At 53.0% G+C, this 16,315-nt stretch carries 6 protein-coding genes; 2 read left to right on the forward strand and 4 right to left on the reverse strand.

From position 1 onward, the window contains the following. Positions 1 to 220: 220 nt before the first annotated feature. Positions 221 to 3,331 (reverse strand): TonB-dependent receptor, encoded by a 3,111-nt coding sequence (locus tag JIN87_RS20030; RefSeq protein WP_200357396.1) that lies wholly within the window; start codon positions 3,329 to 3,331, stop codon positions 221 to 223. 223 nt (positions 3,332 to 3,554) lie between these two features. On the opposite strand from JIN87_RS20030, the gene JIN87_RS20035 reads away from it, so the two are divergent. Further along, entirely contained in the window at positions 3,555 to 4,601 is a 1,047-nt protein-coding gene (locus JIN87_RS20035; RefSeq protein ID WP_200357397.1) for a LacI family DNA-binding transcriptional regulator, read from the forward strand. Positions 4,602 to 5,713: 1,112 nt separating this feature from the next. Here the strand turns inward: JIN87_RS20035 and JIN87_RS20040 are convergent. From JIN87_RS20040 to JIN87_RS20050, 3 genes are all read right to left on the reverse strand, one after another. Beyond that, a complete protein-coding gene (locus tag JIN87_RS20040) occupies positions 5,714 to 7,600 on the reverse strand; it encodes an alpha/beta hydrolase (protein ID WP_200357398.1) in 1,887 nt (628 codons plus the stop codon). A 44-nt stretch (positions 7,601 to 7,644) separates the two neighbouring features. Next, complete coding sequence (locus tag JIN87_RS20045; RefSeq protein ID WP_200357399.1) at positions 7,645 to 9,777, reverse strand: CRTAC1 family protein; 2,133 nt, start codon at positions 9,775 to 9,777, stop codon at positions 7,645 to 7,647. 141 nt (positions 9,778 to 9,918) lie between these two features. Next, complete coding sequence (locus tag JIN87_RS20050) at positions 9,919 to 12,213, reverse strand: CRTAC1 family protein (RefSeq protein WP_200357400.1); 2,295 nt, start codon at positions 12,211 to 12,213, stop codon at positions 9,919 to 9,921. A 487-nt stretch (positions 12,214 to 12,700) separates the two neighbouring features. Here JIN87_RS20050 and JIN87_RS20055 point away from each other — a divergent pair, with 487 nt between their 5' ends. Then, on the forward strand, positions 12,701 to 16,228 hold the full coding sequence (locus JIN87_RS20055) for a TonB-dependent receptor plug domain-containing protein (protein WP_200357401.1): 3,528 nt from the start codon (positions 12,701 to 12,703) through the stop codon (positions 16,226 to 16,228). The last annotated feature ends 87 nt before the right edge of the window (positions 16,229 to 16,315 follow it).

Below are 16,315 nucleotides of genomic sequence, written 5' to 3' on the forward strand. Positions count from 1 at the left end.
AAGGTTCGGGGTGTCGTCAGATTTTGAGAATAGTGCAATCGAGAGGCGTTTGGCTAAACAAACCGATAGCGGGAAGGTGCTTTGTTGCTGAATCGTTGAGTGGTTGTTGATTGGGGCGGTGCGGCTCGCCCGGCGGTCGAGCCCTACCTCGGGAGACAAAGAGGGCCGCGCCAGAGGCGCGGCCCAGAATTTGTTCCCCCATGGAACAAAAGTGGTGTGTTTAGATATCGAGCTCGAAACCGACCGTGATGCGGCGGCCTTCGACACGGGCCATACGGAGTGGGGCTCCGGTGATTGACTTGATGACTGGGATGTCACCGTCTTCGTCGAGCGCGTTCTTGAGATTGAGCTGGATCTTGTAGTTGCGATCGCCGAAGGCCTTCAGCTTGCCGCGGTAGGCGGCCATGAGGTCGAGGTAGATTTCGTCGTCACCGCGGTAAGGTGTGGAGAGGTCGATGATGTCCTCTCCGTTCACGACCGTGCTGCCGTATCCAATAAGTGGGGAGTCGCGCCAGCGGATCGCGCCGCCGATGGTGGTGCCCTTGAACTTCCCGTCTTGGAGGCGATAGCTGGCGTTGAGGTTCCAGCGTTTGTTGCGTTCGAACTCGTTGGACTTGCCGTCGAGGGCGGAGATGACCTCGGCTCCGCTTGGGCCCTTGATGGTGATCTCTTCGTAGTACTCGCTGAGAGTGCGGTTACCGTCGGTGGTGCTTCCTTCGGGATTGTTGTTGTTAAACCAAGCTGTATCCCAAGTCCAAGTACCGATGTTGCCGTCACCGTTCATGTCGCGTGGATCGTCAGCTCCACCTTCAGGTACGTTGAGGGTTTCCCAGACTGGGAGTCGTTCGGCGATGTAGTTGAACCAGTCGAGGCCTATGTTTGACTCGATCGCTTCTTGGTCGGAGTAGGTGAAGCGGAGGTTGAGGCCGTCGATCGGGTTGGCTTGGACTGTGATTTCGTCGCCTTCGGCGGTTGCATCGCTCATGACCCAGTAGTTTGCTCGGCCGTTCTCACGGAATCCGCCTTCGCCCTTGCCGGGGTAGTCGGGATCGCCACCGACGAGGTTACGCCAGCGATTTTCAACGCTCCAGACTGGATCGCGCCAGCGGTTGAACGGAGTGTTGGCGGCACGGCTTGGTCCGGCTGTATTTTCGAATCGATTCCACTTGATGCTGAGGCGCCCTTTGAGGACGTCGAAACGGATGCCTACGTCTTCTCCCGTGCCTTCGGCTCCGGGGTATTCGTTGCCGTACGGGCTGAATTTTCCGATGTTTGGCTGGAAGGTGTCTGACTCGTTGTAGTAGAGGCTCAACCATTCGATTGGACGAGCGACGACTCCAGTGGTGCGAGTAATGCCGCCTTGCGGTTCGCGGAATTCTTCGGCCCATTCGAGGTCCTTCCAGTAAGGGAAGAAGCGGGTTGAATTGTCGCGAACGCTGCCTAGGAGGCCCTTGCCTTGGGCTTCGTCATCACGGTAGCCGTAGGTGAGGATGAGGCGGTCGTCCCAGAAGTAGCCTTGGTAGGAGAACTGAAGTGTTTCGAGTTCCTGCCAATTGCTGGTGGTGCCGTTCCCTCCGGAGAGTCGAGCTCCGTCGGCGTTGAAGAGGCCATTGTTGATCGGATCGATGAGCCAGGAGGTTCCTGCTTCGTCGACGAAGGTCATTGGGCTACCGTCCCAGGCTCCGTCGACTGCTACGGCGGTGTATCCATTTGTTTCATTCAGGTAGTAACGAGTCTGGATATCGCGCGATGAGTCCGAGAGACGAGATGCGAATGAGCTGTCTGGGAAGTACGGCTCGTTGCCATTTTCGTCTGGTAGCCAACGATAGCGATTGCCTTGCTGGTCGATGTGCTTGGTGGTTTCTTCGGAGAAGAGAACCCCTGCACGCTGACGGCCGAAGAAGCTAACCCAACCGTCTCGCTCGGTGAAGTCGAGCTCGTAGGACATGGCTGCGCGCCAGGATTCGATTGAGTCAACGGCTTCGAAGTAGTTTCCGCGTCCTTGCACGTAGAAGTCTCCAAAATTTGGATTCGGAGTGACGCCGTCCGGCATGTACATGTTTGGATCCACGTTGAGGGTACGGCTATCGATGCCGGGATCGGCACGGTGCTCGTGTGTGTCCTCGTTGTTGTAGGCTACTTCGATGAACCAGTTTTTAGCGAGCTGTTGCTCGAAGAAGATGTTGGTATGTTCTGACTCGAATGTAGCGCTGCCAGCGACACCGGCGAGGTTTAGATCGCTCGGGAAGATTGAGTCGTCGAGTAGGGTCCAACCGTCAGCTTCGACATCGAGCGGATGGACGTCCGAGAGGTCTTCTGGTCCCTTGACGGTGGCGGTGTTTCGGAAGGACATGGCTTGGCCCCAGCTGCCGTCTGGATTGACGACGAGTACTGGTTGGTGGCCGCCTCGGTTGTAGATGTCGTCGAGGTCGCCCCAGCTTGCGGTGCTGTTGTCGAAGCCAGGCTTTCCGGCGTTGAACCAAGGGCTAACTTCGTCGAATGGAAGGAAGCGGTTGATGCGGTTCGGCTTGCGCTCGGAATCTTCGTAGTGGACGGAGATGGAGCCTCTTTCCCATGGCTTGAACATGAAGGTGCCGTAGTAGCGGCGTTCACGATCGAAGTTTGGCTCGAACTCCTGGCGGTCATCTTCGTCGAGTATGGCGAAGCGGAATGCGAGGCGGTCGTCGATGAGGATCTTGTTGTAATCGAGCTCCATGCGGCGGGACTCGAATGAGTCGAACTCCACTTTGACCGTGCCTTCGTCGTCGACGAGATTGGCTCGGTTGAGCGTGACATCAAGCACGCCGGCCGGGCTGCCTGTGCCGAAGAGGATGGAGTTTGGTCCGCTTGCTATTGTGACGCGGGAGAGGTTGTAGTTGTCGGTCGGCATGTTGCTCCGGAAGAAGTTTCTGGAGAGCGTACCGCCGCCGAGACCGCGGATCTGGGAGAAGTTTCGGATTTGGCCGCTGCCGAAGCCGCCGCCGTTTCCGGAGATGTAGTCGTCCGTATTGGCGACGTTGACGGAGTAGATCAGAGTTTCTTCGACGCTATTGAGCGAGAAATCGTCCATGAAGTCAGTGGTCATGGTCTCGATCTGGGTGGCGACGTCGCGGAAGCTAGACTTGAGGCGGCTACCTGCGAGGGTTTCGGTGGCGACCCAACCTTCTTCTGCCTGAACGGAGAAGGGGGAGAGTTCGAAGATCTCTTGGTCTTCCTCCTCTTCTTGGGCGAAGAGGGGAGCAGTCAAAAGGCCGAGGGCGAGGCTGGCTAGTAGCGCCTTGCGACCGTCGGCATTTGACGGATTCGGGTGTCTATTGGTATCGGGTGTCATGGTTCTTATCGAGTTCGTAGAAAACACATGCTTCGCTCCCGACATGGGAAGGCCGTGGGGCCTTGCTCAATCCGAGCAGCTACAGCGCTGCTTGAGGCAAACCCGGCGTTCTGTCATGGGGGAACTAGGCGTGTGGGGTATTTATGAGAACAACTGTACAGAACTCCTCATTGACAGCTAGCTTTTGAGTGCGTAACTCGTTACGTAGTCTTGTGACCTTTTTATGCCCCCTAAACGAGAAAAATCCGGCCAATCGAAACCGACGATAAGCGACATCGCGGAAAAGGTTGGCGTATCCAAAGCCACGGTGAGCCGTGCATTACGCGGGCTGCCTGGACAAAGCGAGGAGATGCGGCTAAAGATCGAGCAAGCGGCACGAGATCTTGGATACATTAAGAATCCGCTTGTTGCAGCGTTGATGACGGACCTCCGCTTCAAAAAGACGGCTGGATACGCGCCGGTGCTTGCTTACGTGCATTGTTTGCCATGGGGGACTCCGCTGCACCCGAACATGCTCGTATTGCGAGATGCAGCGATTTCGCATGCGCAAGGGCTTGGTTATGCGGTAGAGGAGTTTCACTTGAACGAACCGGGGATGAATCGTGAGAGATTGCTTTCGATCTTTAAGGCTCGGGGGATTCGCGGGGTGGTGTTTGAGCACTTTTTCGAAGGAAACGTGAATCTGGATGTCGACTTGCAAGAGTTTGCAAGCGTGGCGATCGGGCTAACCTTGAAGAGTCCGGACTTACATCGAGTCGTTGTGGACCAATATAGCAGTTTGTTTATTGCTGCACAGCATTTGGGCGAAATGGGGTATCGAAGGATCGGTGTAGTTATACCGAGACTACGGGAATCGTTTTCGCATTTTAAGAGAGAGGCAGCTCTGCATGTGCTGCATCAGCGTTGTGCTGAAGAGGATCGCATCCCGATTTGTCTGCTGGATGACAAGCAAGATACGCACATCGTGATGCAGTGGCTAAGGCGCTTCAAACCCGATGTTTTGTTGGGGACGAATTCTGAGTTGTTGGATTTTCTGGAATCGGCTGGATACAAAGTCCCAGAGGATTTGGGTTTCGTGAATCTAGCTTGGCATGAAAAGGATCGAGAGTGCGCAGGGATCCGACCGAACTGGGATAGAGCGGGGATCGCGGCTGTGAACCAGGTGGTAGACCAGCTAAATCGCGCTGAGTTCGGCGTGCCTGAGTATCCTCTGAAATCCTTTATTGGAGGGACTTGGGTAGAGGGGGCTACGGTCCGGCAACGGACGTGAGCTGATCCGTGCTGCAACGGAACTGGACTTTGGGGGAAGGGTAAGAACGGGTATTAATGAGACTTAAGGAACTCTGATGGGCTTGCTATCACAAAGACTAATGCTGTTTGTGGTATTTGAATACATTTGAGTCGTTCAGGAAAGGGGTGAACCCTTTGGCTCTGTTGGCGTCTTACTCTACTAGGAGATTCGCAGATGACATGCGAGTGGTGTTGCTCGAAATGCAAAAATGTATAGAGCGAATTGATGGTGGCTTGACTCCTCGCTCCGAACGGACGGAGGGCAGTAAGGTTGCACGGAGTTCCTCCAGAGTTGAGAGACATGAGTTGATGACTCGCCGTAGGATGAGGCTTACGCGGCGGAGTCGCTGTTCTCGTGGTTGGAGTACGGGGATTTTTAGAGTGTAGAGCCGGGCTGTGTTGGTTTGGGGACTGGATGTATCCTGTATCTGAACACACATGTAGATTAGGTAGACGCTTTTCTAGGGAGTCGCCGGTCGTTGGGCTAGGGAGTATGCGATCAAGGTATAAGGTGTCTGTACTCTCGTCAGAGAAACATGATCAATGTGAGAACCTTTGTTTTTTCCTTACATGCTTATGAAGGAGTCTAATGAGGTTCTTTCGCCCTAAGAATACATGCTGGATACACAGGGAATAAGCTGAACATCGCTGCATTTTTTGCTCAAGTTGTCGTTAAAACCAGTAGGGAGTTTCGCAGGAAAACAGCTGCGAAGAATACAGCGAAATGCAAAGGTTAGAAGAGCGTCTTAAAGGAAATGTGAACCGCGGCGCCGACGATTCTGTAGAGAATTGTCTCGTCCAAAAAAACGTTGGAGGAATCAGGCCGGTATTGATGACACGCCGAAGATCGAGGTTGTCGAAGTCTGGGTTCCACTCGCGAGGGTGGACGGCCAGCTTTATTGGGATTTAAGAGCTAGAGTGTCTATTTTATGAATAGGCACGTTCTCATTGGATGTGAAAGGTAGGGAGGCCTCGCCGCAGGCCGTCGTGGATATCCGATCCTGCATTGCGGCTGACTGGGCCAGCCAGCCCTACCTCGCGCGACTAAGCATATGGAAAATACTCTAGTCCGACGTTTGGCAACTGAGCGCGTTATTCCGCGTGATCGCGGAATATCCAGCGGAGCGTGTCTGGAAATATGGCGGCGGGGTGTTTCGCGTTGTGAGCGCCATCGCCCCAAACGGTTTTAAGATCGTAGCGTTTGGCTTCCAGCTCGTTTGCGAGGTCTAGGTTGGCTTGCCACCAGTTTCCGAATACGCTGATCTGATCGTTTACTCCACTCTGTAGAAAGACGCGGATTGGCCGAGGCTCCGAGTCGCGGACGATCTGAGGGTAGTGGTGCGCTCCGCGAATTGCGGTGAAGCTGCCAATGTGGCTGACGACGTTGCCAAACTGGTCAGGACGATGCCAAACCGCATTGAAGGCGCAAGAACCACCAGAACTGTTTCCGACGAGGAGACGGTCTTTAGGGGAATCCGAAATCGCGTAGTCCCCCCTAAGTTGCGGTATTACTTCTTCTATCAGGAAGCGGGCGAAACGATCGTCGATGGCGTCATACTCTACGCGTCGGTTCGATGGTTGTTTGTCGCGTGGACTAATCGGTGAGGGGAATGGTTTCTTTTCTTTGGGGAAATCGCCAGGGTTTATGAAAAGGGCCAAGGCTACGGGCATATCGCCGCTGGCGATTAGATTGTCGAAAACCGTCTGCGTTTGGAAGGGACTGTTCTCGCTGCAAAACCAACGTCCATCCATGAAGACTGCGAGTGCGGCCGGTTTGCTTTTGTTGTATTGAGAGGGGACATAGAGCCAAGCGTCGCGAGTCGTGTTTGGGTAGACGCTGCTTGGGTTAAGTTGATAGGGGATTAAAGTGCCCTGTGGTGTGCCGTCTTGCTTCGCGGTATCTGGATGCGGCGGGTAAGTGTCGGGTATCCGTTCGTAGGGGGTGGGCTTTTTGTTGTAGGTAGCGGGCTTCGACTGGGCAGGGATTTGGATGAATACGGTTTCTTCTGGTGATCGAGCCTGTGGCGTGTGTGCCAACACGATCGGGTGGTCACGCCAGATCCAGCGGAGGGTGTTACTGAGTGTCGCTCCCGCGAAAGTAGGATTGTGTGCCGCGTCTCCCCAAAAGGCGCGGTGATCGTATCCTTTGTCAGCGAGAGCAGCCGCAAATTTCCGGTTCGCGTCCCACCAGCTGCCGTATTGATTATCTAGGTCGAATGGGCTGGATGTAACAGAAATGCGTAGCGGTTTTGCTGCTTCATTTTGTACCCAATCGATAATGACATCACCTCCCAGGAGATCCACGAAGCTGCTGTTGTGTAGAATCACCTTACCGAAGACTTCGGGGTGTCTCCAAGCTGCGTTGAAGGCTGCGGTCGCTCCAGAGCTATTTCCAACGATTGCCCAGTCGGCGGGGTTGTCACTGAGGTTTACGTGTCTTTTGATTGTAGGTATGATTTCCTCGAGTAGGAAACGAGGATAGGTTTCTGTCACATTGTCGTACTCGAAGCGACGGTTAAGTGGGAGGTTGGGATTGGGTGGAGCTTTCCCTTCGTCGGCGCGCGGAGGACGTTGTCCGGGATTGATGAAGACTGCAATGGTGGGAGGCATTAGGCCTTTGTGTATGAGCGAGTCCATTACGTTGTTCGCTCGCAATGTGCCTTCCTCGCGAAGGAAGGACCACCCGTCCTGAAATATCATGAATGGAGCCGGGGTGTTGGCTTCGTATTGAGCAGGGATGTAGAGCCAGAAGCTGCGAGTGGTTCCGGGGAATAAGCGACTGTCGTTCCACTCGAACTTCTGGATCCGGCCGTGAGGAATGTTGGGATTTGGCAGGCTGTGGGGATTGGGTGAGTAGTCGCCAGGAGTTCGAAGGTAGGGATCCTTGGAGCGCTCGGGTGCTGGGATGTTGACGTAGTCGGTTTGAGCGGCTGCCAAAAATGGTAGAGCAGCTGCTAGGAGCAGGATTAGGCGGGGCATTGGGATTGATGGGGAAAAGTTTTGGACTCGTCCGAACTTTTCGCTTAGTGTTCGTGCGTTTCTTGAGGCGTTTTTGACTCGCAGAGTTCTGTAGCTGGGAGTGTCAAATGGGCAAGTTGGCTTGATGATTCAAGGACCTTGTAGAAGCGGTTTGGGGTGGCTTTAGTAAATATCTGTTGTTTGCCACTCGGCCATTGGATGTATAGTTGCATGATCTTATCTGCACTTCCTAGTCCGATTTCGAGTCTTTTAGGGTTGCAGCCGAAACTTCCACCAGTGGTGACGGTTCGGTGAATACTGCGTTCTACTCCGTTTTTGTCTGAAACTGTTAGTTCGATACGAGCTCCGGTTGCGTCGCGGTTGGAATCGGTCCCTTCGAGTGAGAGTTTTAACCAGTTGTTTTGGTTGCCTGGATTTTGGAAAAGAGCGTTCATGTAGCGGTCTCCTGAATACGCTCCTCCCATGACTATGTGCACGTCTTGGTCGCCGTCGTTGTCGAAATCGGCGAAAGAGATAGCGTGACCTTTTTGGAGGTGACCGAAGCCGCCAGCGGTTGTAACGTCTTGGAATCCCTGGCCCGCGTTGTTGCGGTACATTTTGTTGGGCAGAATGGTGTCCATTGGAGTATCTCCAGTCCCAACGTAGAAGTCTAGGTATCCATCGTTGTCGAGATCCCCGAAATTCGCTCCCATCGGAAGCCAACAGTGTTCGAGTCCCGCCCCTTTGGATACATCGGAAAACGTTCCGTCTCGATTGTTGCGGTACAGGCGTGGTGTTTCGAGACCGGTTGCTTCTCCGAGGTAGGCGGCTGCGACGTCACCGCTGTCGTTGATTTTGAAACCTGCAACGAAGAGATCTTCCCAACCATCGTTGTCGTAATCCCAGAACCAGCAAGGGAAGGAGTGGATCGGTTCGGCAACGCCAGCGCGTTGGGTTGTGTCAGTAAATTGCCAACCATCGCCGCTTGCGACTCCATCGTTGTGAAGAAGGATGTTCGATTGCCCAAGAGCTGAGAGGAAGAGGTCGGGATAGCCGTCGTTGTCGTAGTCTCCCGCGGCGATTCCTTTTATCCAAGCGTTGATCTTTATTCCTGAGGCTCTTGTTGCGTCTCTGAACGTTCCGTCGCGATTGCTTAGATACAGTTCGCAATTGTGGGTGTCGCCAGGGGTGGTTTCGTTTCCGATGAAAAGGTCGAGCCAACCATCGAGGTTGAAGTCTGCGAATACCGCGGTTTGGGTTGGGTGGAAGCTGAGGAGGCCGGATGTTTTGGTTACGTCCTGAAACGTGCCGTCTCGATTATTGCGGAGAAGTGAGTTGGGTTGATAGCCCCATTTATTGAGCCAGGCACCGCGGAGGATTAAAATGTCTTGGAAGCCGTCGTTGTTGTAGTCGGCCACGATTAGGTTGAGACCGCCTGTGATGCCTTCGAGCCCTGCGTCTTCGGTTTTGTCTTCAAAGGTGCCATTCCCTCGATTTCGGTAGAATTTGATCTGATCCTCTAGCCCCCAGGATGAGGTCACGAGATCGAGAAATCCATCGTTGTCGAAGTCGATGGTCGCTCCACCCCCTGAGAGACTTTGGTGATCGACGCCAGCAGTTTGTGCGACGTCTGTGAATCTGGGCAGTAGATAATCGGATTCGAATTTTTTTGGGTCTATTTGGAAGTTGTTTGGAATTCGCTCCTCCCAGTTTCCGAGAGTCATCGCTGCGATGTGGGCGAGCCATTGCTCTTTTCTCAGTTTGGAATTTGACTCGAGTTGGGCAAGGTAGAGGGCTAGGGCCGATTCTGAGGGAGTCTGCTCGGTGTGGACTCCTGATCCTGAAATAGGGAAAAGGCAAGAGTCGCTGGAGTGGTGCAGCACGCAGTTTTCTTGTTCTCCCTGTCTGAGCCAAGCGAGAGCTTTTGCTCTTTTTATGAGCGGATCAAAGTGCTGAGCTTTGAGTTCGGTTGGGATTGAAGCAAGGAGGTTGTCGATTGTATCCAGTGTTTGGATGGCATCGAGATTTTGATTCGCCTGGATTTGAGTCTCGGCGAGATTGTACCCGGATTCAAACTTCTGGGCGAGATTGCTTGCCGATTCGAATCGCTGTTGAAGTGATGGGATCCGCTTATCGGCAAGATAGGCGTGCGGGTACTCCTTTTCTTTGGCGGCAGCCCTTGCGAGAAGAGCTGCCATCTCTTTGGTTGAGTCAGCTTGCTGTGCTGTCGTTTCGGGCGATGTGCAAAGGAACAGTACACATGCTACGCTCGAAAGCACACTCTGTGGAGTGGTGGGCATGGGCGGGCCATTAGAGGATTTAAGGGCGACACTCCAATCCTACCTTTTCATTGAAACTTCATGGTAGCGATTGATATCCGGAGATTCGATACGGGTCGATTCACCGTTGAGCCAGTCGATCTGAACGTAGTCGATGGATTCGGAATCTCCCAAGCCAAAGTGACGGGTGGGAGATGATTGCCCTTCGTAGGATTCGCCATTGATGATGGCAGCGACCTTTTTGCGACCGTTTACGGAGAGTGTGATGCGAGCTCCTTCTGGGGCGAGGTGACCTTTGGCGTGTTTGAAACGGAAACCAATCCAATTGTTGTTGGTTGGGAATTGGTTGAGGAATAGGGAGAGCGTTGAGCCTTCGGTTTGTTCGTCCCAATCCGGTTTGTTGTGATCCACGAGCAAGTCTATCTTCCCGTCGTTGTTGAGGTCTTCTGCGAGTACGACACGGCTATCTTCTTCCAGGGCCACGTCTCCTAGGTAGGAAATGTTTCGGAAGTTGCCGTCGCTCATTTCGTGCCAGAGGAAGTTCTTCTCGAATCCGTTCCAAGAGATTCCGTTGTCCTCCTTGAAGCCGAGTTTCTCCATGAAATAGGAATCATAGAGTGGATTTTCGTCGGAACTGCCTCTGTAGATGTCGTCCGTCCAGTAGCTCGAGCAGTAGTCGCGTGAGGTCGTGTTGGAATCGTGACCGTTTGCCACGTAGTACTCCGTCTTGCTGTCGTTGTCGAAATCGACGGTGACCACTCCCCAGGACCATCCCGTGCGAGCGATTTGATCGTTTAGCTTGGGTTGCGAGTAGGTACCGTCTCCATTGGAATAGTAGAGACGATTGCCGTAGGTCATGGGGATTCGCATGTCGCTCAGGTCTTTCGCATCCTCGCGGAAAGCCCCCATATCGTGAAGTCGGCTTGCTGTTGTGGAGGACATGCCGATGACGTACATATCGAGCATGCCGTCTGAGTTGAAATCACCGATCGAATGACCCATTCCAAACAGATGACGGTGTTCAATTGAGGATTCGGTTACGTCGGAAAAGATACCGTGTCCATCGTTCTGATACAGGTCAATGCCCGCGAAGTCGGCAACAACGAGTAAGTCTAGGTCGGAGTCGTTGTCGTAGTCGAAGAAAGACGATGAGAAGGCTCTGCGGTGTTGTTTCTCAGAAATACCTCTTTGTTGGGTTTCGTCAGTGAAGCGAGTGCCGGTGCCATCGTTTATTAGCAGCCAAGAAGGGTGTCCGTCGTTGGAGTCATAGTAGGGAGTGGGCATTGATCCCCCCTTGTAGGGCTCTTTGTAGTGAGAGAGCCAGATGTCTAAGTCCCCATCCTTATCGATGTCGCCAGAAGTCAGTGACGTATCGCCCTTTACGTGTATTGGGGGATCGGTGACAATCTTCTGAGGTGATTGGCTAAAACGTCCGCTTTCTTGGCCCTGGAATAAGTAGAGGCCTGTTCCGGTTTTTCCGTTCCCCTTATCAGAGAGGGTGCCCTCTACCATCAGGTCCACCCTTCCGTCCCCATCGAAATCTCCTAGGACGGCAGCTCTCACGTTGCCTGCTGCTTGCTTGCTGATTCGTTCTGTAGTAAATCCGTCTCCAGAATTCCAAGCGATCAGGTTTGCCGAGGGAAGTACAAGGTCCACAAAACCGTCATGGTTTAAGTCGTATGCGACGATAGGGCCGCGTTGCTTGGGCGGTATTTGTAATTTTCCTACATTCTCAAATAAGGGAGCTCCTGGTCGATTTAGGATTTCGAATTTTTTGAGAGAAAGATGTCGGGGAGGGAAGTAGCCTTCGGCGTTGCGCTCGGGCATCCATTCGACGTCGATGTAAGCGTTGATCAGGTAGCGTGTCTGCTTCGCAGCGTGCTTGGCGTAGAGGGTACAGGATACTGTGGATTCAGCGATGCCCTCTTCGTTCGTAGCAAAGCGCTTATGATGCCACTCGCTCATCTCCAGCACAAAGCCGGAGCTCTTCATGGCATCCAACCAGGCCACCCATTGCGCTTTTGTAATGCGTTGCGAGGGCTGGTCACTGAATGTGCTTACGAAGATACCGTGCTCCATTTGTGAGCTCTTTTTCATTTCTCCCCAACTGAGTGTTTCGAAAGGAAAGGATTTTAGTATTGGGAATGCATCTTCATTCGCTCGCAGTGAATCCCAAAGTCGAATGAACGCTTCCTCGTAGTCTTGAGCTTCGATCTCCTGTTGCCAGACAGATGAGTCGAGTCGTTGCTTGTCTGCGTTTAGATCCGCGAGAGATTGTGAATAGATTGCTTGAGATGCATAGAGAAGCAGAGCGACGCTTGTGCAGTGCTTTTTTACAGTATGAAATGGGCGCATAGTTCGGGGGTATTAGCCGTTTTTTAAGCTGTGAGTTTGGTGTATTAGGCTCATTTGATTTAATAGACTTTCAAAAAAGAAAGTCATAGGCCTGGATTCGTGCAATAGAGCTATTTTATAGGGGGGTGAATTGGCTAGAGGCCAATGAAAAAGGGGAGAGCGGCTCAAATTGCGAAGATTGTTATGCTTCCAAAAATGGAATAAAACAACTCGAAAATAGATAGCGCAACGGTTTGCGTAGCGGAAAGGTTGTTTCGAGAGACTAGGTACTATTGAAAATGAAACTTACCGGACGGGCACTGCCGACCTGCTTCGGACAAGCTTCTAATCCAAATAACCCCCGAAACGTTCCCCCACTATTCTTGGCGACTGATACTACGTTGTCGCCAGATTCTCGATACTTTCCCCACAGATTTGCTCTAGGGAATCGCATACCCTTATTCCGCGATTCCGCATGGGCTTAACTACAATGCAAACCCGGAAACATATGACAGAACCCAAGTATATGCGTTCACTTACCAGCCGCGTTCGTCGGTCCAGCTTCGTGCTGACTGCTTCTACGTTGCTGTTTCTGCCTTTGTCCTTTGCCCAGGACGGAGAGGAAGATGAAATCTTTGAGTTGTCGCCCTTCACCGTAGATGGTGCCGACGATTCTGGATACCGTGCAAACAGCACGCTCGCGGGCACACGACTCAAGAGCAGCTTAAAAGACGTTGGAGCATCGATCTCCGTCGCCACGAAGGAATTCATGGACGACATCGGTGCCTCTGATTTGGAGAACCTTCTCACCTACACGGGTGGTACGGAAGCTCCTGGTATCAACGGCAACATGCAAGCCGCTAACCTCCTTGAGAATCCGGGACAAGTACGTGAAGAACGTACGAATGCTCGTCAGCAAGCTAACACTCGTATTCGCGGTTTGGCTCGTGCTGACTTGACCACGAATCTTTTCATTACTGATGCGCCATTCGACGGATTTAACATCAGTCGTGTCACTATCAATCGCGGGGCGAACGCGGCCTTATTCGGTCTCGGTTCGCCGGGTGGTATCCTCGACGCGACGCTCAAGCGCGCGAACTTCGAAGACTCCCTCGAAATCGGGGCGAAGTTCGATGAGTTTGGCACGCAACGCTACACGGTCGATATCAACAAGAAGCTGATCGACGAGAAGTTGGCTGTTCGCTTCATGGCTCTCGACGAAGAAATCGAATGGGAACAGGAGCAAGCGTACGAAAGCGACGAACGCTATCATGCGGACGTTTATTTCCGTCCCCTCGAGAACACTCACATTCGCGCTTACTACACCGATGGTAAGATCCGAGCTGCACGTCCGAATTTGTCTCCACCAAGTGACTACGTTTCATCATGGCTGGCCCTCGGGCAACCTCTCTATGATGGGGTAACCGATCGCTACTACGCGTCTGTTTCTGATTGGAACTCTGACAATCCGATCGACCGCTCTCTCTCCAACGACATTTGGCAAGGCAATGGTCCAGGTCCGCAGCTCATGGGTGGCGGTACCATCTCTGCTAACGGTGGTCGTCGGTTGACTGTATTCTTCCCGGATCCAAACAGTCCTGATCCAGGTGGATTCAATGGCACTCCGCAAGGCATGCAGACTCAGATCACGAACCAGTCTGGCAACAACGACAATTGGCCAGGGGGGGCGACTAAGAATTGGAAGACACCACAAGAGTTCCGTCGCGTATTGCAATGGCCTGTAGGCTCGATCCCTGGCGCTCAGGGCTACGATGCGGATTACGCGTCGCTCTTCTCTCGCCCTCAGGTGACTGACCGTGGTTTCTTCGACTATCGCGAAAATCTGTACACCACTCCAAGCAAGTTGGAGATGGGGGATATCGAGGCGTACAACTTCAGTATCGAGCAAACCTTCCTCGATGGAGATCTCGGTGTTGAGCTTGCTTACGACGATCAGGAGTACTCTGACAACCTGGTTAAGTACAACAACCTCAATGCGGTCTACGTCGATATCAACCTTACGCTCGCTGACGGTACGGCAAATCCGAACGTAGGACGGGCTTATGTTGGTGGTGACGGTTTCGCTGAGCCTCAAACGACGACTCGTAAGACTCAGCGTGCAACGGCGTACTACAAGTACGACTTTCGCGAGCACGACGACAGTTTCTTTTCGAAGCTCGGACAACACACGCTCACGCTGAATTATTCCAGCAGCGAGATCGGTTTTCAGCAGCAGACTCACATGTCTCTGACTTCCGGAAATGACTGGCAGTCCTTCACGGAAGGTCGCGACGGTCAAAACATCGGTGGTCTGAATCGCTCGCAGGTGATCTCTTACACCAGTGACTCGCTTGTCGGCATCACTGATCCAAGCCAGTTCAATATTGGCGGCGTCAACGTGATCCAACGCGCTCCAGGTTCGCTTACTGATGTTATCGCTTGGGATGCGGCTCGTGCTGCGGGTGTAGACTTCGGTGACACTGGTCGTACTAACATGCAGCCCAAGCTGGATAACATGGTTCGTGGCACGCAGAGCTTCACTATGAACAATCACTTGACCGATCCCTCCCAGACTTGGACATGGGGCGGTCGAGCTTCCTTCAGTGAAGTGGATTCGGCGGTTGCTATCTTGCAGAGCCGTTTTGCTGATGACCACATCGTCGCCACTGCGTCTTGGCGTAAGGACGACGTGAAGATCTACGACTACGGCACAACCGGATCGACAGGCGGCTTGCACAGCGCGTTTGCCGATATTCCGGATGTTCCAGGCCTAGACATTGACGGCAAGAAGACGACTGGATTCAGCGTTGTTGGTCACCTACCAGACGAGTGGGTATCCAACGTGAACGAAAATCTGGAGCTCAGCGTCCACTACAACACGTCTAAGAACTTCGTAGCTACCGGTACGCGTATTGACATTTTCAATAACCGTATGCCGCAGCAGCAAGGCGACGTCGATGAGTTCGGTTTCTCTGCTCGTGATAAGAGCGGCAAGTACGACCTTCGTGTAAACTATTACGAGTCGAAGCAAATTGGCGCGAGTGTTAATCCTGTTGGTCGCTTGAACAACATGTGGCGTGATATTCTTAACAACAACACGCCGGAAGAGATCGCCGCGGTTGGTATCGCTAGTCCGCCAGAAGGTTTCCTCACTGCGTTCGAATTCGCTCCTACAGGCCAGTCGAACGACGTGACGGTGCGTGACATGGACGACAACGAAACCGTGTTGACCATCCCTCAGTGGAATTCTCGTAACCCACAGCAGAACGCCATCGAAACCGGCGTCGGTACTACTGACGCTCACGGTGTGGAAGTCGAGTTCACCTACAATCCGACGCCAAATTGGCGTATGATGATCAATGGTACACGTGCTGTTGCTGTTCGTAACGACGTTGCTGCGGCTGAGCAGATGCACCTAGCTGAGCGTCTTGCCCAGTGGAGCAATCCAGCCATCGGAGAAAACCTCTGGATCAGCGGTGGACGCCAAATCGTCACTCGTGACGACGACGACAACATTGTATCCATCGAGCCAAACTACGAGAGCTTGGTTCTCAATCCAGAGACAGGTCAGCTCAACCAGAAGATCCTCGATCAGATCAACACGCTCAACCGCTTCACCATCTTCGATGGTCTGCCAGCTCCTGAGCTTCGTGAATGGCGCTGGAACTTCATCACCAACTATACCTTCAATGACAGCGCTCCAGGTTTCCTCAAGAAGATGGGTGTTGGTGGCGCGGTACGCTGGGAAAGCGAGAACTTCCTCGGTACCGGTGTAAAGCGTGATGAGAATGGTTCGTTGACTCAGAATCCAGACATCATGTTCGAAGGGGGCACATCCACCAAGATCGACTTCTGGCTCACCTTTAAGCACAAGTTCGAGAAGATCGGTATGGACTACCGTGCGCGTCTCGGTGTGAACAACTTGAATTCGGACCACGGTCTGCTTCCAGTTGCTTCAAACCCAGATGGTTCGATCGGCGTATGGCGTATCGAGGCCCCGACTACATGGTCTCTCTCCAATACGTTTAGCTTCTAGTATTTGAGGACTGTATCACCTCAAACTGTTGGCCGTCATGCTTCGGGGCATGGCGGCCTTTTTGTGTGTGGGTAGCGCGGTGCTTTA

It is taken from the genome of Pelagicoccus mobilis (assembly GCF_016595505.1).
GTDB lineage: Bacteria > Verrucomicrobiota > Verrucomicrobiia > Opitutales > Opitutaceae > Pelagicoccus > Pelagicoccus mobilis.

What these genes read in the sequence shown, in the direction of transcription:
- JIN87_RS20030 (WP_200357396.1), bottom strand. Translation starts at nt 3,331, where the DNA reads ATGACACCCGATACCAATAGACACCCGAATCCGTCAAATGCCGACGGT.
- JIN87_RS20035 (WP_200357397.1), top strand. Translation starts at nt 3,555, where the DNA reads ATGCCCCCTAAACGAGAAAAATCCGGCCAATCGAAACCGACGATAAGC.
- JIN87_RS20040 (WP_200357398.1), bottom strand. Translation starts at nt 7,600, where the DNA reads ATGCCCCGCCTAATCCTGCTCCTAGCAGCTGCTCTACCATTTTTGGCA.
- JIN87_RS20045 (WP_200357399.1), bottom strand. Translation starts at nt 9,777, where the DNA reads ATGGCAGCTCTTCTCGCAAGGGCTGCCGCCAAAGAAAAGGAGTACCCG.
- JIN87_RS20050 (WP_200357400.1), bottom strand. Translation starts at nt 12,213, where the DNA reads ATGCGCCCATTTCATACTGTAAAAAAGCACTGCACAAGCGTCGCTCTG.
- JIN87_RS20055 (WP_200357401.1), top strand. Translation starts at nt 12,701, where the DNA reads ATGACAGAACCCAAGTATATGCGTTCACTTACCAGCCGCGTTCGTCGG.